General features: G+C 38.7%; 9 protein-coding genes. All 9 read right to left on the bottom strand.

The annotated features are described in order from the left end of the window. Positions 1-385: 385 nt before the first annotated feature. On the bottom strand, positions 386-3,043 hold the full coding sequence (locus NQ546_RS02765; protein ID WP_004291786.1) for a glycoside hydrolase family 2: 2,658 nt from the start codon (positions 3,041-3,043) through the stop codon (positions 386-388). 77 nt (positions 3,044-3,120) lie between these two features. Continuing rightward, positions 3,121-5,190 carry a glycosyl hydrolase 115 family protein gene (locus NQ546_RS02770; protein ID WP_004291787.1) on the bottom strand — a complete coding sequence of 690 codons (2,070 nt, stop codon included), beginning with the start codon at positions 5,188-5,190 and terminating at the stop codon, positions 3,121-3,123. A 121-nt stretch (positions 5,191-5,311) separates the two neighbouring features. After that, positions 5,312-6,868: a hypothetical protein gene (locus NQ546_RS02775; protein WP_004291788.1), complete on the bottom strand. Its 1,557-nt coding sequence runs from the start codon at positions 6,866-6,868 to the stop codon at positions 5,312-5,314. Positions 6,869-6,891: 23 nt separating this feature from the next. Beyond that, positions 6,892-8,712, bottom strand: a complete 1,821-nt coding sequence (locus NQ546_RS02780) for a BACON domain-containing protein (protein WP_004291789.1) — start codon at positions 8,710-8,712, stop codon at positions 6,892-6,894. Positions 8,713-8,757: 45 nt separating this feature from the next. Beyond that, positions 8,758-10,377, bottom strand: coding sequence for a RagB/SusD family nutrient uptake outer membrane protein (locus NQ546_RS02785; protein ID WP_004291790.1), 1,620 nt, complete (start codon positions 10,375-10,377; stop codon positions 8,758-8,760). Between the two features lie 16 nt (positions 10,378-10,393). Further along, positions 10,394-13,453: a SusC/RagA family TonB-linked outer membrane protein gene (locus tag NQ546_RS02790; RefSeq protein WP_004291791.1), complete on the bottom strand. Its 3,060-nt coding sequence runs from the start codon at positions 13,451-13,453 to the stop codon at positions 10,394-10,396. Between the two features lie 118 nt (positions 13,454-13,571). Further along, positions 13,572-16,598: a DNRLRE domain-containing protein gene (locus NQ546_RS02795; protein WP_004291792.1), complete on the bottom strand. Its 3,027-nt coding sequence runs from the start codon at positions 16,596-16,598 to the stop codon at positions 13,572-13,574. A 22-nt stretch (positions 16,599-16,620) separates the two neighbouring features. Then, the gene (locus NQ546_RS02800) at positions 16,621-18,879 is read right to left on the bottom strand and encodes a sialate O-acetylesterase (RefSeq protein WP_004291793.1); all 2,259 of its coding nucleotides are present in this window, start codon (positions 18,877-18,879) and stop codon (positions 16,621-16,623) included. A gap of 153 nt (positions 18,880-19,032) precedes the next feature. After that, positions 19,033-21,906: a glycoside hydrolase family 2 TIM barrel-domain containing protein gene (locus NQ546_RS02805; RefSeq protein ID WP_039953539.1), complete on the bottom strand. Its 2,874-nt coding sequence runs from the start codon at positions 21,904-21,906 to the stop codon at positions 19,033-19,035. Positions 21,907-21,915: the final 9 nt, after the last annotated feature.

Consider the following 21,915-nt stretch of genomic DNA (forward strand, 5'->3'; position numbering starts at 1 on the left):
AAACAACAATATCTTTTATTCAAACTTTCATGTTTTCAGAATGTAATCCCGATTTCAAATGACAACCAATTCTCTACCTGCCGTAGATAGTTCTTTCCAATATCACATTTAGTTAATCCTCCTAAATATTGTATCTATACTTCTCTGCAAGTTTCAACAGAGATACCATGATATCTTAGAATTGTTTCATATTCATACTTCTCTAAATGACTTCAAAATTTTCGCCCCCCAGTTGTTCCAAGAGTCTAATGTACTCTCAAAATAGGGGAGCAGCAAAGGCTAATCGGAGACCGTTACTCTATCTTTTTCCTGACCATGTATACAAACATTAGTACATACAAATATCTATAATAGATAAGCGCTTTCTTCATCCCGTTTTACTTGATTAATCCATTTTGAGAATTCGTATCGCAGTAATCATTGTTTCTCCTTTTATTGGAATAAAATCAACGGTAAGTCCTTTTTTAGCCGAAATAGTTACCGGTATCTTGCAAATCATCGGTCTTCTCACTCCCACTTCCTTAGCAACATCAAGTGATGATAATACACGCATTCCATTGATATCTACATGAAATAACCGTTCAGTAGCCTTCTCTTTTTGTACAATATTATCCAGTTGATAAGCCAAATCAACAACATCCGCACCTGAGAGTTCTGTCCAATACAAATAAACTACATATCTTCCATCAGGTAAGTCTGCCTTAAAACTATTCAACCCACGCCGTTGAGTTTGGAAAATCGGATCTTGTTCCGTTCCATAGATATTTAAATTAGAAGCAGGTTGAGAACCCCGCTTTGTTCGCGCCCGAAAAGCTTTTCCTCCTACATATCCCCAACCGCCAGATGTATACTCCCGCTCTGGTTGCCAAGCTAAAGAAGCAGTCTTATCTTCAAAATGACGGGCTGTACCAAACAACATGTTTAACTCTGTAAAAGACTCTTTGTTATCAAAAGAATCAGGAACTAATTTCATATTCACTCTACAGAAATCTTTAACATAGCTCCCCTGAGACACTCCTTCCGCTTCCAATTGATTAATACCATTAATAAACGGTACATTAAATTGAGCTATTCCATTTTCCGCTTTCATTACTGCAAGCATTTTTCCATTTACTTTCAAGTTAACCTGTTTTAAATTAGTATAAACAGATACCGGATAATAACAAACTCCTGAATTGTCAGCAACACCAGACCTATTATACCAATCCGAGCCACCTATTGCTACATACGGTTCCTTACTAAGCATAGCTTTATAATATCGATAAGTATCTTTAGGTATTCTATCTAAAGTAACTAACCCCTTGCAATTAACATGAGGAATAGCATCCATCCTCTCCTCTGAATGGAAATCGTTCAGATTCCACACAGCTGAACCTACAACAAACTTACGCTGTATTATCTGGGGTAAATAATGGCGATGATACATAACTCCATAATCTACAGAAAAATCAAAACGTTCTGGTTTAAATGAATGAATTCGAGCATCAACATCTGCACCATATTCACTTATTATAATAGGCTTGTCTGGATACTTTTGATGTATTGTATCCAAAATCGCTTCAAATCCACTGAATTCTCCCCCATACCAGCCATTATATAAATTCATTCCTAATATATCAGATAGATTTATCAAATTTGCTTCCTCATAAGCAGCCAAGTTTCCATGACATGGAAGCATCGTAGCCCTTCCCGGATCAACCTCCTTAGCTGTATTCTCTATACGCTCCGCTATATGATACAAATATTTCAAATACTCATCTTTTTTTATAGACGACTCTGAATTATAAAGAGGACGTAACATGATTTCATTCATATAAGCCCAAATGCAAACAGAGGGAGAGTTAAAACACTGATAAATCATCTCTTTCATCATTTCAACACAATTGTCTGAGAACTTCTGACTCATAGTAATAGTGTTAATCACCGGAATTTCCACAGAAGTCACAATTCCTAGCCGATTACAAGCAGCCAATACCATTTCGTCTTGGGGATAATGGGCAATACGTAAAAAGTTACCTCCCATCGCATGTAGCAATTCTATATCACGAACATGCATTTCATCTTTTAGAGCATTTCCCATACCTAAATGACATTGATGTCGATTAGTCCCCAATAACTTTACCGCTTTTCCATTCAATTCAAAACCTTTTTCTGCAGAAAACGAACAAGTTCTAATACCAAAAGTATTACTAACTTCATCAAGCAACTTTCCCTCATTATCCCAAAGACATGTTTGCAGCCTATACAAATTAGGACGCTCTATCTCCCACAATTCAGGATGATTTACTACAATTTGGATATTAAAGGCCTGTTCTCTTTCAGTGTTTACAATTACTTTCTTTTTACTTGTAGCTACACATTCACCTGTAGCTGAATAAATTTTATGTTCCACAAAAATCTTGCTACGCTCTGCCTGCGTATTACTCAACATTGTACATATATCTACCAAGGCTTTTTCCTCAGTTATTTCCGGCGTATTCACATATACTCCTGAAGAAGCATAGTGAGTAGTAGAAATATGAATAGGAGAAACAGAAATCAGAGAGACATCACGATAAATTCCACCAAAAAAAGTGAAATCAGCAGAAAGGGGTGGAATTTCAGGATCGTACGAATTATCGACGCACACAACCAACTGATTTTCTCCTTCTCTTATATAAGGAGTAATATCAAAACAGAAGAAAGTATATCCTCCGATATGTTCACCAACCCTATGGCGATTAACAAAAAGTTTAGTACGCTGATTTGCCCCCTCAAAGAAAAGATACAAAGATCTGCTCAACATAACACTATCCACTTGTATATTCTTACGATACCATCCTGTACCACGATAAAAACCTGGAAAATCATCGACACAATCTTCTGCATTCCAAGTATGTGGAATTGAAACCATACTCCAGCCATCCTCACCAATATCAGAAGTACCTAGCCGAAATTGCCAAGAATCATTAATACTATATGTTATGCGAGGGTTGTTTTCTGTAGAATACGCTTGGAATATTCCCCAAAAGATAAGAATTAATAAGATGCAAAGTTTTTTCATACAATAGACATTATAATAAATTAAATAATAAAGTGGCCTTTATATTTAGTATAAACTCTAAAACTCTTTTCTTACATTTATTTTTCACCATACCTATCACGAAGATTATGTAACAGTGTTAGTTTTGCCGGAATGTTAAATTTCCCATGTGATTTGTCTCCAGCGTACCAATCGGTAAATATATCATGCTGAGTAGAATAAAGCGCTTCTTGTGCTGTTTCTAAATACTCTATGGATAAGTCCAGATGCTCAGTCCTCTTCTCCGTATATTTATAGGCTCGCAAAAAATGATAAAGTGAATGACTTAATGCTGCCATATAATGACAAGGTGCACTTAAATTATCATGAAAAAAACAACGATATTGTTCGGGCAACCGAGGCATAAGTTCGGCACAACGTTGAGCTACTTTATCAAACCTGCCGAAAGTACGTTCCATGCCAGACAGCAACGAATCCACCTGATTGCTCCCTTCTATACGAAACGAGCGTCCTGATACACGTTCACGTATAATTTCTTTTAAAGGATTAGGAGAGAAATGCTCAAAATGTTCACTAATCTGTTTGAACACTCGTGCATAACGTAAATCATGGAATATAAACTGGCACTCCAATCCCGGGAATTCAGCGCTCTTTTGCTCCCAATACGCATGGTAATAATCACGATAAAGTTGCATTACTTCTTTTGCATGCTTTTTCCCAAAATAACGAACACAAAAATCATAAAGGAACTCATCCGTATCATAAGTAACCATATCCCACATCATAGATGCATTGGCAGATAATTCCATTACAAATTCACGAAGATTTCCGGCATTAACTACTGATAAAGCTAACGAACGACGACTGTTAACATAGCGAAAATTAAACTCCATTTTCCAAGGTCCTTCTGCCGCAGCTAAATGGGCTCCGGTAGAAGTAAACTGAAAATTCATATAATAACCTAATTTAACCCGAGTTGCAGTATCAAAAGATACAATGTCATCATTAGGATAATGGTCACGGCGGGCAGCAACAAAAGTCCACAAAATATTATCACCGACGGGCGGCCTCAAATAACCTTTAGCCAAGAGATCCGACAGTTCATCATAAAAAGTGACACGCACAAAAGGATTAGGATTGCCCGTTCTTTCTTTTATCATATCAAGTTGAATACGTAACATCCGATTGATAACTTCCGCACGTTCCTTCTCACCCACAGGAGCGTCTTCAAAAGCTGCCCAATAAGGTTGATCGCCTATACCTCTGAAAGCAATAGTCCAAAGATTTTCCTGTCCACAACGGCATACTGTCTCAATACTATATTGCCAAAATTCCCGTAGAGACTTTTCGTCAGAAAGTAACAATTTTGGAGGAGTAATTCCACGTACCTTGCACCAATACTCCTTCCAAGTTACTAAATTATTATTGCAAGCAGTATGGTGAGTTGAAGAAAGTATCAAACCATATTTATGGAGCAGGGACACCGATTCCGCCAATTTATAATCCGGGTAAGTGACTGTCTGCTCCATTTCCACTGTATTCAATTTCAAACGTAACATAGTCTCTAACCACACTTCGTTATTTTGTAATGTACGTTGCCGCCACGGCGTAAAAAGTTCTGTATCATTAGGGAACCAAGCTCTGTAACGTACTTGTGGAGATTTATAAAAATAATCAAGATTACAAGGGATCTCAATCTGTTCTTTTTTTTGAGGTCTCCATGAAGAAAAGAACCACAAAGGAGGAACATCCAGAAATTTCTCACTAAAAGTATATATAGCATAGATCGCTCCACGCATATCTTTTCCTGTCAAATAAATCCGTTTAGTCGAAGCGTCTGCATATAGACGATGAGACTCAAAGCCATCTAAAGAACGAAGTTCCGATTTATCCACGTTAGGATTAACAGTAGATTCATTAACTATAATTAGTTCGATACTTCCCGCTTCTCTATCAGTCGGAACAGAAACAATAGAAGGACGAAAGCCCATTACGCTCTTAAAATCACGCTGTAACGTCGCAACTGCCAATTTTATCGGTGGCAATTCTCCGTCAGAAACAACTATACGAAAATTACCTTCACTCAAAACGAGAGAATTCATGCAAGCAAATATCCATACAGACCGAATGATAAACAATAGTAAGAAAATAAAGCGTTTATTTTTCATAATCCAATATACGTAAAAAACGAATCTATCCAAAAATTCCCGACCTGTACTGTATTCTTTCAGGCCGGGAATTCTTCATCTAATTAGGAAATATTTATGTAAATAATCTCTTGATATTTTATCAATTATCAAAAAAATCAACAAGATTGTATACATTGTAATTTACCTCTTGCATAAACTTGGCCAAATAAGGATACATCTTATAATAATTATCATAAACCCCCTTATTAGCAGGTTTTCCACCATTGTCACTCCCATCATCATCTTGGTATTTAAACCAATGCCAGCCCACACAGTTCTTAGCTTCCAATAATCCTAATGTAAAGTGCTGATAAGCATAAGCCCGATCCTCTTGTCTGGGTACCGAAAAACCAGCTCCTGAAAGATTATTTAAATCAGAATCCTCTGTTCCTTTGGTATAAAACTCTGTTACAAGGAAAGGTTTTCCTGCCCACGTATCCCAATCTTTCACATAAGTATCCAATTCCGGACTCCAACGACTATAATAGTTAATGGATATAATGTCACAATATTTGCCACAAGCTTCTACTACATTTTTCATGTACTTAGGTGTGCCATGCAAACGAGTTCCTAAATACATCATACCAGAGTCAAATGCGTCAATAGCTTCCCTCACTCCCTTATAATAAATTTCTGCTAAACGACCGGCAAACTCAGTATTCAATGCTGCTGTAACTTTTTCAGCTCCCTTTTCTTTCATAAAAGCGTCAGCCGCTTTACGGGCAAGATCATTCTCATCTGCAATTTTCAAGAACTGATCTAATATATTGCTACCCCCTGTAGAGAAGTTTATCTCATTATCGGAAAAAAAGCCCAGAACATTAGGGTCTCCCTTATAAGGAGCCAACGCCTCTTCTACATAGTTCTTACAGAATGTCATCCAAGCTTCTTCATTTAACACCAACCCCAGTAAATTTTCCGATTTACCTCCCGGATACGCATATCCATTCGTCGATTTAAACTTACTAAGAAAGCCAAATGAAGGTGCAAGCGTCATCGGCGCATCAGGATGTGCCATATTATGGGCCTGTATCTTTTCATAAGTATCCGTACAGAAAGCTCCCGTACCGTGAAAGCCGATAGATGCCAACTCTGCTTGTGAAGTAGCCAACCAATTCTCATCCGAACCAAAACGTTCCATCCATGCCGCACGATTACGTTCAGAGCTACCATAACGTACCGAAGTAACACTTCTTTCATAACGGGGATAGCCTTCCGGATCAACAATCCACCAACGGCCATCAGCCCCTTTAGTAACATGAAAACGGCCCGTCGCTTCAAATTTAATCCCGGTAGTAAGACTACCATATTTATTAGTAATAGCTTTATAATCTTCTTCCGTCAAGACTTGAGGCTCATAATCAGCCATATAAGCTACGATCCGCGTATCTCCAGGCGTCCAACGGCTTACAGGCTTAAATTCACTAGAGTAATTTACCGTTATTGGGCGATAAGGTTTACCTATCAATGAAGGCTTGTATGCCTGCATTTTTCCAGGTTCAGGTAACCCTTCAATTATCTCATTATACTTAGGATCCTCATTGAGAACCACATCAGGTGGCATAAAATTTGGATCTTTTACTTCATAATCAGTGCATGAAACAAAAAATGCTCCACTTGTAAAAAGTGCTACTATATAGAAGGATTTCATCGTCATGGTTATTCTTTTTAATGATATTTTTATTTAGATACTTTACGGATTAAACGCATATAACGAGTTGGCTTTTTCATTATTTTAGCTCCTGGCTTTTCAGGCTCCCATTTGCCAAAACGTACAAAGAAAATTTTTGTGACATCTGCAGATTCCGAACTTGTCATATACTCATCACCAGCTCCCTCTTTAATATTCATCGCATCCCCCGAATGAGTGGCTAGAATCTGCTCCCAATTAGCACGGGCAGCTTGTTCTTCTGGTGTTATTACAGTATTATCTACTTCTACTCCACCATTATAAGCTTTAAACACTTCATCCATCTCGTTAACTGCTGGAAGATACCAACCATCCTGACAATATTGTAAGACAGAAATTTTATCGGAAAAACTACACTCACGCATCTTTTGAGTATTTTTTTCACCATTATCCTTATCTAGACCTAAAGCTATACTTGCAAGCGCCGCATCTGCATCTGACGATAACCAGCTCACTGGCTCAATACGTTTCAATGCAAGTATCTTAGCTTCATTACCCTCAGCCCAGAAAACAATACCACCTTCAGCCAGCTGTACCCCTTTATCCATATCTACATATTCACCAATAGTAAATGCTGATGTAATCGGCATTTTTTCCTGCGTAACAATTACTTCCACCATAGCTTGATTATCTTCAGAACCTGTAGTAAAAGTAACAGTAACAGAACGTTCTTTATCACTTGTATTAGCAGAAAGTGCAGTAAAAGTTACGATATCGCCATTCTGTTCTGCTTTAATCCAAGCGACATCTTCACCTTCAACAATATAAGTATATGTATCTTTGTTAGTAGTCACAGTCACTTCCTTTGAGGCTCCTTCTTCGCTTGTCAAATCAACCTTAGAAGGGGACACTTTCAAAGTAGCCGGTTCTTCAGGGAATTTATAGTTACCTACTAACTTCATAGCACGAGCATAACGAGTTGAGCCTTCTTTAGAGCCACCTTGTGACAAATATTTCCCAAAACGTACATAAATAGCATTCTTTCCATCAACAACAGTAGAGACTTCTGTACTAGACCAGTAACTCTCACCTGCTCCCGCAGCAGCCGAATTAATTGGATCACCGCCCAAATCAGCCAACATTTTCTCAAATTTAGCACGAGCCGTTTTTTCTGTATCTGTAATAGCTTCTGTATTATTAGCTACAAATGCCGGATCATCATGAGCAATGCCATTATAAGCATCAAATAAATCAGCAAGTTCCTCAGATGCAGGCATATACCACCCATCTCCAATACTTGTACAGAATACCACTGCATCATTGGGTGAAGGATTGGCAAAGAGAGCTGTGTTTTCTATACCATTTACAGTGGAGAAAGCCCCGTTCATCTTGTAAGGTAATTCACATGCACCTACCCGGCGTTGTAAAGAAATAGCCTTACCGACCTCAGGATTTTCAGGATCCACCCAAAATATCATACCCAAACCATCTTCCGTCAAATCACCCACTTTCAATAATTTGATTTCCGATTCTTCCAACTCGCGCTGCGTAACAGTTATCTCTTGCATCCATTCACCAGAAACCAACTTCACAACAGCTGTACGTGGTTCTCCAGTCTCATTGACAGCCGTAATAGTATAAATCACACGACGCTTATTTACGTCCACCGAAAGCCAATCGGCATCATATTCAGCAGTTATATCATCTGCTGTTGTATTTATTACTACAGTAGCTTGAGAACCAATATTTTTATATAATGTAACTTCTGTCTCACTATTATTAAACTCCGGCATAATTCTCACTTCATTATACTCTTTACAGGAAACGAGAATCAAGCACAGAAGGAATGAAACCCATATAAGTTTTTTCATATTATAGTTTCTTTTCTTAGATTTATAAATAAAATAGGTCACAAATTATTTCCATGGATCACTCTGAGGGAAAACATCCGCTCCCATCAAATCCACCTGATTCTGCGGAATAGGCCATGTTTCATGTTTACCATCCACAAAGTTTCGACGACACTCGGCATAGTCTTTATCCAAATATGGATCTTCTGATTTCAAATCACCACCATGCAGACGAACACGTTCGCCCAAAATACCCAAACGCTTCAACAACGGCCAACGCACTCCTTCAAAATGAAGTTCGCGAGCATATTCATCCAAAAGCATATCAAGTGTCAAAGGACCGTCTTCATGATCATTACCTGCACGTTCCCAAGTCTCATTGTAATATTCAATAGCTTTCGGACTACTACCTCCATCACGATGGAAATAGGCTTCAGCACACATCAGATAGGTTTCAGCCAAACGGTATACTATCAAATCGCGGAAACTTGTAGTACGGTCAGGTTGGTCGGCATTAGTCCATTGATCAAAATGTTTTTTTGACATAGGATGTAGTTTTTCCATATAGCCGGCAGATGTTCCATACAAATTTTTTGGAATCTCTTGACCGAATTTTGCAGATTTAGGATCATTATAATAGAACGTATGAATGAAAAGGTCCTTATAACGATTATCTTTAGCTTGATCGTAAAGACTGAATAAATAAGTATTGGGATATACACGTCCCCAACCATATCCGCCATTCTTAGCTTCAAAAGTACAATCGGCATTAGACTGATAACGAGTAGTCGTAATAATTGCTGCACGATGTCCCATCAACGGTGTACCACTTCCACCACCACCTAAGTTTGTTGAAAACTGGTATGCCCACAATACCTCTTTTGAACGAAAGTCCGGACCATTAAACACATCACCGGTTTTATTTTCCATAGAGTATGTACCATCCTCAAAGATATCTTCACACTCTTCGATGGCTTTGTCATAATCTTTATCCCACATAGCCACCTGTGCACGCACATGCTTAGCAGTAGCTTTTGTTATACGACCATAATCTCCGTCCTGTGCTTTCCAGTCAAGCATCTCAATAGCAGTATCCAGGTCACCACGAATCACAGTAAATATATCCTCTTTACTGGCTGGAGTAAAATCACGTTCCAAATTGCTTACGGTAGTAGGCTCAGTATTTAAGTACAGACGTTCAAAACGTTTCCATAATTCAAAATATGCTCGTCCACGAAAGAATTTGGCTTCTCCATAAGCGCGACGTGTCAAAGGATCTGGATCTTCTACTCCCAAAGCTTCTGCTCCTGCTATTACCTCATTAGCTTTACCAATAATAAAATAATGCTGCTGCCAAAAAGCCTCTACATCACCATTATTCGGCATGAAATTTTCAAGTTTAGCAATGGCAGTACTGGTTCCGGCACGAAAAGCCATAAGATCAGTAGTATAATCACACATACTCACAACATACAAATTACCGCTTCCACCATTATCGGCACCTTTGGCAATTTCTCTATCTAGCGCATACAAACCTATTGCTGCACGATTCAAACCATCAGGAGAATTAGTCAGGTAATCAATTGTTATATTCGTTTTTGACTCAGGATTCAGAAAATCTTCACAAGAAGACAACAGTACGGTAGATGATACTGCCAAAGCCGCTATATATAATATCTTTTTCATGTTTTACACGTATTGATTAGAATGAAACATTAATTCCAAATACATACTGTCTTGATTCAGGATAAGCTCCCGGTGTCAACTCAGGACTATAAGACTTAAAGTCCGTAAATGTCAATAAGTTAGTTGCTGTAGCATAAACCCTCAGACGTGACAGAGAAATATGTTTTATCCACTCTGCCGGGAAAGTATATCCTAACTGTAATGTACGTAAACGGATATAGGAAGCATCCTGAATAGCCAATGCACCATGATAAGGTACATTCGTATTATGGCTGGGGCGCGGGAATTCATTCGATGGATTAAATGGAGTCCAATAGTTCACTTTGATACCATTTAATTTACCCTGCAAAGAACCACCACTATTAGATTCATTCAAATAGGCATTCTGAATCTTACGACCGGACACACCATACCAATCCATATAAAAGTCAAAACCTTTCCATTTTAGAGATGTATTCAAAGATAATGTAAAATCAGGATCTTTAGATATCGGAGTACGGTCATCCGCATTAATTTTACCATCACCATTTATATCTTTAATCTTCACAGAACCAGGTTTTACATTGTCTTCCCGCGAAAGTGCTTTATCCGCAATACCATCCCCATCCGTATCAATAGTAGGTTTCAGAGTGTACTCCAATTCATTATAAGGATTACGTTTAATATCAAAATCTTCATACTGATAAATGCCATCTGGTACATAATTATAATAAACATTGATAGGTTCACCAACAAACCATTTATTTCCGGGCTGACTCAATGGCTTACCATTTTCATCAACTTGATCATCAATCTTTACAATTTCATTAGCATAATGACTAAAATTAGCACCTAAACTCCAAGTCAGATCTTTTGTACGGATAACATCACCACTAATATTTATATCCACACCATGGGACTTGGTTTCCCCCAAATTATCAAGCATATTTTCATAGCCTAAAACCGAATTGATCTCACGTTTTACAAGTAAGTCCGTTGTTCTAGTCTGATAATATTCTATTGTTCCGGATAATCTATTTTTGAAAAAAGCAAAGTCAACTCCCACATTCGTAGTACGAGATTGCTCCCACTTCAAATTAGGGTTAGACAATTCCTTTCCTGGAAGATACCCCATATACATATTATCGCCAAATTCATAACGATATTCATTAGCCAAACCAAGAGTTGTATAGTTTCCAATACCATTTTGATTACCTACAATGCCATAGCTCAAACGCAATTTCAGATTATCAATCCAAGATACATTGCGAAGAAACTCCTCCTGATTTATGCGCCATGCTAAAGCTATAGAGGGGAATGTACCCCATTTATTATTTTTACCAAAACGACTTGAACCATCTCGTCTGACCGCTATGTTCATAATATACTTATCCATAAGCGTATACGAGGCACGTCCCATAAACGACACCAAATTATTCTCAGAGAATGTTCTGACCGGTTTTCCGCTAAACTCACCGTTTGCGATAAAATCCCAACCCATATCCACTGGTAGTGAAGCCGTAGAATATCCTAACTCTTTGGATTGAGTATGATCTACAGACTGTACAGCAGTTAAAACTAATTTATGATTCTTGTCTCTGAAAGGGACATCATACGTAAATATGTTTTCTATCAAATAACTTCTTTTTTCATTATTTGCTAATTTTGCAGTAGCACCTCCACCGGGATAATCTGTTTTTTTTGCTTCCCCATCTTCTTGTTGTCTGTTATAAAAAGATGTATTCAAACGATAATTAAATCCTTTAAATGGTTTCAGTTCCAAGAATAAATTAACACGATAACTGTTGTTTGTTATTTCACGATTATAATTTTGCGCCCTATAAAGAGGGTTGACATCATTAGCTGAATTAATATACTTAGTATAAGTTCCATCCTCCTCATACACCTTAGCTAACGGTGTACGGGTAATAAATTCTGTAAAATTCCCATCTTCACGTTCGCTCTTCGTTAAAGCATAAGAAGTATTTACACCAAAATTAATCCATTTATTAACCTTATAGTCTACATTCAGACGAAAAGCAGCCTTTTGATAGCCGGAACCAGTAGTTACCATACCGTCCTGATCAAAATAATTAAGTCCTGCAGAAACACGAAGTTTGTCGTTTCCACCACGTACAGTTATATCATGGTTTTGATATAAGGCATTCTTCAACATTAGGTCTTCCCAATCAACAAATTGCCCGCTTGCCCATACTTCTTTCATCACATCATCACTAAGTGCTTCTGAAATAGACATCTCGCGAGCATCAATAATGCCTTTATCATTTGCCATAGCCTCACGTCTCAACATCACGTACTCTTCAGGAGAATAAAAATCAAAATTACGCCACAAGGATTGAATACCTACATATCCGTTATAATTTACTTCCATCTTACCCTGTGCCCCACGTTTAGTAGTCACTAAAATGACACCATCGCTAGCACGTGCACCATAGATAGCCTGTGAAGCTGCATCTTTCAGAATCTCAATAGACTCAATACTTTCAGCACTCAATGTGCTAAATTCTTCTCCATCTGATACAGAACCATCAATTACATATAAAGGAGTATTCTGTGCACTAATAGACCGATTCCCACGAATAGTAATACTTGGTGTAGAACCCGGTCTGCCCGAAGCACTCGTTACATTGACACCTGCTACACGTCCACGAAGCATATCACCAACATTACCTGCCGGAAAACTCTTCATCTCATCGGTCTTGACAGAAGCTACAGAGGTTGCTACATCACTCTTTCGCTGGTAGCCATAACCTACCACTACCACCTCATCCAATAATTCGGAATCTTCAACTAAAGTTACATTAATAACTCGTTTATTACCAACTTTGAGTTCCTGTTCTACATAACCTATATAAGAGAATACAAGTGTAGCACTAGCAGGTATCTCAATAGAATATTTACCGTTTATATCGGTAATCACACCGGTGGTTCCCCCTTTCACATGAACATTCACTCCAATCAATGAACCTTGTGCATCAGATACAACACCTGTCACTCGTACATTTTGTGCATGTATGCCCACCATGATCAATAGAAACATGGCCGACACAATTAGTTTTAGACGACTGTTTTTCATTTATACATTAAGATTAAAATTATTTAAATATTACAGAACAAAAGTCACAAAAAAGATAAAGTTATCATAAAAGGATTGTACGAAAAGAAAGCACTATCATACACATCCCCACTTCATACTACCAAATAGCCAATTTTGGCCCATTTTTAGATTCTTTCGTACCAAAAGAACAACTTTTGCCATTATCAGAATCATCACCCAATTGTCTGACCTCCCTTATTAATACAAAAGTTATTTCTTGTTCCCTACAATTACGGAGTAATTCTGTAACATCCAGTTGGTGATAAGCAGCTGTTTTATCCACTACTATTTCACCTGCTACATGCGCAGTACCCCCAACGTCCGTTATACGAACCTGCTTCCCTTCCAAATTAGGAGCATTTCTCCAGTTTAAAGAATTCTCATCCCAATTATTATTATCCAAAGCGTAAACGTGGAAACGATAAGGATGTCCGGCAATGGAATTACCATATATCTGAAATATGGCAGCATTTATTTTCTGTCTATCCACTCCCGACAAATCAAACTTAACATAGCTTACCTGATTCCCATTTACCCGGGAAGCATTCATCTCCACATTCATCATTTTAGCCTTACCGAAGTTCTTTTTATCATTCCTACCGGCTTTTACTACCGCATCATCTACAGCGACTAATGTATTTTGCGCATTCATGCAAACAGGAATAGTAAGAAGCATCACGCTTTGACCCGGAAGCTCAAAGGAAAGTTGTCCATTCTCCGAGATTTCTTTCGACCAAACCACCTCACCATAAGCATTTGCACTTACTTCTTCGGCAATTACTCTGGTTCCGGTGGGTAAGTCTAATGATTTCATATTCAAAGTCAGATTATTTGAAAAGTGTTTGCGTTGTACAAGCCATATATAGTATCTCATTTCTTCCGGATTAAAGCATGTAATGGCATCCACATCATTATCAGTAGCAGATTTCACCGTACTCAATAAAGGACGTTCATTCTTAAAGCCTTTTGCAAAAAGACGGACTACTTCACCAGTGCGCTGAATACCGCTTATATCATAAGAAGAAGGAATATCTTTTACGGATTCTGAATCAAATAATTTAATTTCTCTCACCTTTATACTTCCCTTATCAGTTGACACAAACCGAACTTTAGAAGTCGTAACAGGAGCATCAAACAAGAAGAAAGACTGAGCATAACGTGCATTCTTTTCCATTGTTTCCTTTATATCCACCCAAGCGGTGCCATCCCAATATTGTAAATTAAAGTTTTTCACGCGGTCAGGAGAAGTATAAACTCCATAAGAAGAACCTGTATAGACTACTGCCCCACCCAAAGAGTAACTTTTACCCAAATTAATCTCCAAACATTTCTCTTCATCCGTATCTGAAGAGACCCACATGGAGACATCTGTTTTATCTCCATCCGTTATAGCTTTCACGATTACTCCATGAGAAGAAGTCAGGTCTGACGTTTTCTTACCCAATGCCACATTATTATAAGCATCCTCAACAATCCGCTTCCCCTGCCAGATAAAATGATGTCCTGATTTGATTCCTCGCGGATATGTGCCACTAGTAGTATTTGCAAACTTAAAAGCCCACATACCATAACCCTGATTAAGCGTATTATTCGCATATTCACCTGCCCATTCCGTAAATAAAGAGGGAGAATCCATTGTTTCTTCCTTATCTATCAGATAAGCATTCATCCAGCGACCGGTCTCTGTATAAACAATTGGCAGAGATTGTTTCATAGGATGGTTTTCCACGATAATTTTTCTTATATCAGAAACCTTAGATGCATAACCCGCAGCCGGCAGATTATAAGAATGAGTAGAAAATATATCCAATAAATCTCTGTCTGAAGGTAAACCGCGATAGTCTATACGCAAATTTTTCACTACTTCTGCCCACCAATTCGCATTCGAACCTGCTGTGACAGGGCTTACAAAACGCGACTTCAAACATTTCCCATATAGTTTGTTCACATCCTGTACTGCACAATACACAGCATCCGAAACAATCTTCATAGCATCCACATACTGTGTTATCCTCATGGGACCCGCGTGGCGATGGTTCGGTTCGTTATGCATAGCATACATGGTTACATCTCCAGTCTTAGCCGCATAAAAAGCAAGTGCATAGAAACGTTGCCACTGTTTCCATTTATTATTCCACGTTCCATCGAAATCTGTAGAATTTATCTGAAGAACTGGTTCTATATTCAGACGTTTCAATTCTTTCAATGCATATTCAAAAACCATCGAGTTAGTAGAAAACTGTTTTTTACGGCAATTTTCCAAAACCGGTTCCCAACGGATAAAGCGGTTACGTTCTGGATTATTTCTCAATTCAGTCTTACATACTTCAAAATCATCCAAAGTAGACACTCTTTCATCATTCAGTACAGCTGACTGAGGAACATAATCATTCAAGGATGTCCAAACTCGCAGACTATTTACATTGGAATATTCAAGCCAACCGGAAATATTACTTCCTGGGAAATAATACCCTTGGTTGTAAGCCACATACTTCATTGATTTCCCAATAACCTCTTTGGTTATTGTTATCTGCATTTTTGTCTTCGATGGCTCCTGAACAGTTTTCTGCACTTCATTTATTATCACAGGTACAGGCATATTAGCCTTTTCCTTACCATACACTTCAAATTCATTAATCCGAATTGGCTCACCATCTGTGGACACCAGACGAATCTGAAAAGTCTGTAATGTAGGTTTAAAAATAAATTCAAGTTTATCCAACCGGTTTTCCGTACGTTCCGTATCCGGTAAATCCGTCCAGTTGGCGTCATCCCAATACTGAATCTTAAAGTTCTTCATCGACCAAAATCCCGGAGCTTTGCCTTTTTCCGGTTCCGTCAACTCGTTTTCCGGAATACCGGTATAGATAACAATCCTGTTGATATCATAATATCGTTCCAAATTAATATCCAATATATGAGGAGGTCGTGCACTTTCGGCACTCATCCAAGTTGATTTGCGTGAAATAACTCCGTCCGTCACATTAGATGCCGGAAATTTCTCCTGTTGTGACGATGCAGTCACCGGCTTACGTAACGCCACATTTACATCATCGGCTTGCAATCCTAAAAATGGCACAGCAAGAACTCCGCATATTAAAAACAGCTGTTTCTTAAAACTCATAAATTATTTTTTAATGAATTATTTACTTTTGAGAATAACAAGCCTCATAAGCAGCTTCAGCATATCTCCTGCCTAGAATTATTTGGCTGTCTGCGCTAAAGTGAGGATCACGTTCATCAATCAAAGGAACTAGTTCTTTGGATGACACACAATAAGCATATGAAATATGCTGAGGAACTGTACGTAGCATTTTATTAAATGCCTCCGAAGTTCCATTTGCCCGCCAATCGGCAATCTCACCTACTATAACAGGAAGTTTCTCATCTCCCAAATCTTGCCGTAAATCAGCGACCAACTTCTTCAGTTTTTCCATATATAGTCCCGGTTCCCGACTGTCCGATTCACCCTGATGCCAAATAATAGCTTTCACCTTACCATATTTCATAGCCTGGCGTATACGCGATAAAGCTTCACCATAATAATCATCCCGAGCCCCTTTTAACCACGAATTAATAGAACTGCCACCGCGGGCATTCACTACCAGCCCTAATTGATGTCCGGTTTTCTCTGTTATTGCCTTTGCAAAAGAATAGGCAGGACCTACTCCCTGTAAATCCAACTGCTTGCGAATAGTAGAATACTTGTTCAAAGGATTCCTTGCCTGTTCCATTGTACCGGTAGGAGTCAGCAAATACACATCTTTAATGCTACTTTTATAATTATCAGTAATATATCCACGACCTGCCATATTAGACTGTCCTATAAAAAGGAATAAATCCAATTTAGGCATCACCGGCTCAGGGTTAACATACACACCTTCCGTTTCCAGTCGATAACTGTCGGTACGAAAAGGACATGCAGGAAATCCCTCTTTATTAAAGAAATTAGGATTTGCACTATTTACCCACAGGTAACGAACATCAATAGGAGCCTGCACCTGCTCACTGCTTACTCGCACCTGGCTATTACTAACGATGACCGCTTCGGCAGGATAGAACTTACCATCTTTACCTGCAACCATAAATCCGGAGAGTGAAGCAGCTCCATCTTTAGCAATAATCCCGGTACCTGTATTTATAAAATCAAGAAGTAAACTACCATTTTCCGCTTTTGATAATTTCTTAAATTCAGGACCCTGATAAATAATCTTTTTACCATATATCTTTCCCAAAGCTAACTGTGCCAATCGCCAACCTACCGTATCCTTTACAATCGGATGAATATCTTTAGGGTTTCCCTGATCAAAGGCGACCGCCATCCCCGTATTTTTCACACGAAGTGAAGTTAAATATTGTGCTTCACGTAATTCATTCCAATAGCGTGTCTTTGTTTCAAATCGGGGTAACTGTACAAATAAGAAAGGAATATCTCCTTGCCCCCATGAAGTCCTCCACTCTTTAATCATAGCGGGAAATAGTTTGCGGTATTGCGCCCCTCTGGCAGTATTCGATTCTCCCTGATAAAAAATGAATCCTTTCAATGTGTATGGACAAGCAGTACTCAACATTGTTTCGGACAAACCTACCGGACGGCGAAAATTCCATTTTCCCATAGGTTCTGACGGTTTGTTAATGTATCGTTTCTTCTCTGCGCTCAACTTGTTGTACTCCGCCAAAGAACTATGGTAATTATTATACAATTTCTCATATTCACCAGGACGATAAGAGTTGGCAATACTATCATAGTATTCCAGCAGCGGACGAAAATCTTTATCAGACATCAACAATTTCCGGCTTGTCCATGCCTCAACCGTTGTCCCACCTACAGGAACTTGAATGATACCGATAGGAATATTCAGTTCTTTATGTATATTCTTGGCAAAATAATAGGCTATAGCTGCAAAATCTGTCGCTGTTTCCGGCGAGCACGCCTTCCAAGATGTTCCGGGTACTTTTTGTTCCGGATAAAATTTCCTCGGTACCTTATAATAACGTATCTGAGGATAATCAGCCAAAGAAATTTCTGCCTGCGCATCTTTCACCCTGCGTAGAGCAAACTCCATATTTGACTGACCACCCGCCAGCCATACGTCACCTACGAAAACATCCTTGAAACAAATCTTATGATTACCATTTACAATTTCCAACTTATATGGTCCTCCGGCCTCTCCAGTCTTCAATTCAACCATCCATTTGCCTTTTGCAACCACCATCTTCCGGTTTTGTCCTTCAAAACGAACTTCAACCAGCGAACCGTCCGTTCCCTCCCCCCAAACCTTTACATTGGCATTACGCTGCAATACCATATGGTCTGTAAAAATATCAGCAACGGCAAATCTGTCGTTTGCCAAAAGAGAAATACTTATCAGTAATAAGTATAAAGAAGATAAAATGCGTTTCATAGTTATATTCGGATTTTAAATACCTCTGCAAAAGTGTCCGTTTATCCTATGAAAGTATATAACAATCGTTCTTTTGTACAGCAAAGTTGTACAAAGGGCCTATAAACAGAATAAGTTGTACCATTCAAGTAGTACAACTTATTCGATTAAACATTATTTCCGACTATGTTTCATACCTAATATGGTTTTCAGCAGAATCGTGCGCCTATCTCCTTTCAAAGATACCTTCATCGCATTCTTTATATGAGAAATATCCGTTTCAATACTTAATTGCTGCTTAGGCAAAATTACATACTCCTTTCCCGCTTCATTGTTTACGGAAAGACTGATACGAATAGGCTCGTCCACAGGATTCTCCAATACAGTAATCATCGTATTCTTCTTCTCCGGTAAAGTTATGTAAAAATACCCCTCGCCTGTTACAGATGATTTTTTAATAAGCGGGCTTCCTCCTCGCGAAAACGTGAACGGAGCCATCGGTCTTCTCCCATAGGGTACATATTGTACACCCGGTTTTGAGTTCCAGCCACCATATGATCCGGCATATTGATAACCATACTCATCAATCTTCAACTTATATTTGGCATCCTTCTCCTGTCCTTTCGGAATAATAGGAACCGTATTTACCATCAAGCCATTACAAAGAGCATTCACAATACCTCGTTCAGAGGCATAATCTCCCCAAACAATAGAGTCAGTCACTGCCACATATGGTTCATGCTTTTTATCAGTAGCCATATAATGTAATATATTTGAAAGAAGTTTATCTGCTACCGGATCCGTTCCACAATGATTTATCAAATCGAAACCCGACAATAACACAGACCCCTTACCCATAAACAGCTCCGACAAAGCAGTTGCCGATAACGCACGACTATAATTAGCAAGAATTGCCACGTTTTTCAAATCAGCTGCATGCAAGTCATATCCTCTATTCACTGGATAAATAGCAGGAAATCCCTTTTGCGACTCATCATAAGAAGTATAATCAGACCAAAGTTTAAAACGTTTCGGGGTCAGCCCTTTAAAGACCGGATGATAAGGACGTTCAAGATTAATATTCATACCGTCTTTATATGCTAAAGAAGGAGACAGGTAGACCGGATCATTATTACTGTCTTCTAAGAATCTAACCGAAATCGGCAGCCATGACTGATTGAATTTAACCGGATCCTGCTCCAGACAAACAACGCGTCCTCCTTTCTTTATATACTCCCTTAATTGTTCAACTTGGCTGTTTATGTTATTGTCCCAAGAATCCTTTCCCAAAACTAAAATGGAATTGCGAGGCAAATCCTTAATCATACGTATCGGTTTCACCATATAACCAAGCTTTTGCAGGCAACTTCGGGTTTGTTCCCCCACCGAAGAATCATATACATAAATCGCTTTTCCAGTTACATCCTTATTGTTCCAATCCTGTCCTGCAATGAAGATTTCACTCTCATTATGGGATATCTTCCTGCCATTCATCCAAATTTCACCTTTCAATACATAATCTCCCGAAGCCAAATCCTGAGGAATATCAATTGAAAGAGGACTCCTATATGTCCCATAGTAAGGAACAGACGGCAGTTCGATACCTCCTGACAAAAACTTCTCATTCCCTTTCTCAATCCACCATTGCAAACGGGCGCCATTCAAATCATTGCAATAATCATCATCATTAACTACATGAGCAACGACCGACAACTTATTTCCGACATAAACTTGAGACTGCCAGTTTTCCCAACTCAGTAATATCGGTTGATAACTTGTCTGATACTGCCATGCTACAGGTTTCGGTTTCATTTCTGCAAACGATTTTACTCCATCCCAATTATGGAATATTATGGTAAAAGGCATAGTACCTGCAAGATTACCATTCTGGCATCTCAACCGACGAAACAGTTCCGTAGCATTTTTTAAGACAAAGGCTTGATATGACATAGCAGCCTCAGCTTGTTCTTCATTTGGCAGATGACCGGTCCAACACTTTTGCGAACCGGGCTGCTTAGTCCGGGAACAAAGGTTGAAACGTCCGTCTATCCCCGTATAGTTACCCACGCACTCAGTAAATGTAATAGGCTGAACTCTACCCGAATTTTGCCACATACTCTTATCACGCATATTAAGATAAGTCAAGAAAGTGTTGTAATACCATCCCCAATACCGATGTACATCATAAATATCACCTGATTTTCCAAGCCCATATCCGGTATTACCTATATACAATCTGGTATCATCCCATTTCTTGAGTTTACCACACATTTTTGTCAGAAACTCCCGATACCGAGTTCCAACTTCACCTTCAGGCGGCATTTCATTAGCCAATATATAAATGACAACAGAAGGGTGAGGGGTAAACGGTCCTAAATCTATTTCCTTATATGTCTTAAACGATAAGTCGAAGTCTGCCGGCGGTGCAGTATTAGTTCCATGTTTAGGCCGTCCATAGCGACCGGCAAAAATCATCATGCCTTCTTCATCGCATACATCCATCCAGTTTTGGTCATCAGGAATACGAATAATATTTATATTCAAACTCTTCATAAAACGGACATAATCACGAGCGAACTCCTTACTTCTTTCCAAGGATTCAGGTATCCCTCTTTCCGGCGGATTAATGGCATTACCTCGCAAATAGATAGGTTTCCCGTTCAGATAGAACACCCCATCCCGCATCTCAAATTTTCTGAAACCAATCCGCTTGCGTACAACTTCAGTATCCGTCTTTATTTCAAGGTTATAAAGAACAGGAGTAACCGGACTCCACAATTCCGGATTCAAACCATCTATTTTCCATACTATTGTCGTATCGACTTTATTCTTAAAAGAAAACTCTTTTGAACGACTACACAATACCTCACCATTACGAGTATGAGAAATGACTGCATCAAAAGACAGATGTTCGTTTGCCTCAACGGACAAACTTATTTCAACTCTGACATCCTTATCAGTAGTAATCGGAGTAAGTTTATGAACATTTGCTGCTGACAAGGCCAATGGACACAAAAAATACAACGTACATAGTAATTTTGTTTTCATAGTGCATAT

The sequence above is a fragment of the Bacteroides eggerthii genome (genome assembly GCF_025146565.1).
GTDB classification, from domain to species: domain Bacteria; phylum Bacteroidota; class Bacteroidia; order Bacteroidales; family Bacteroidaceae; genus Bacteroides; species Bacteroides eggerthii.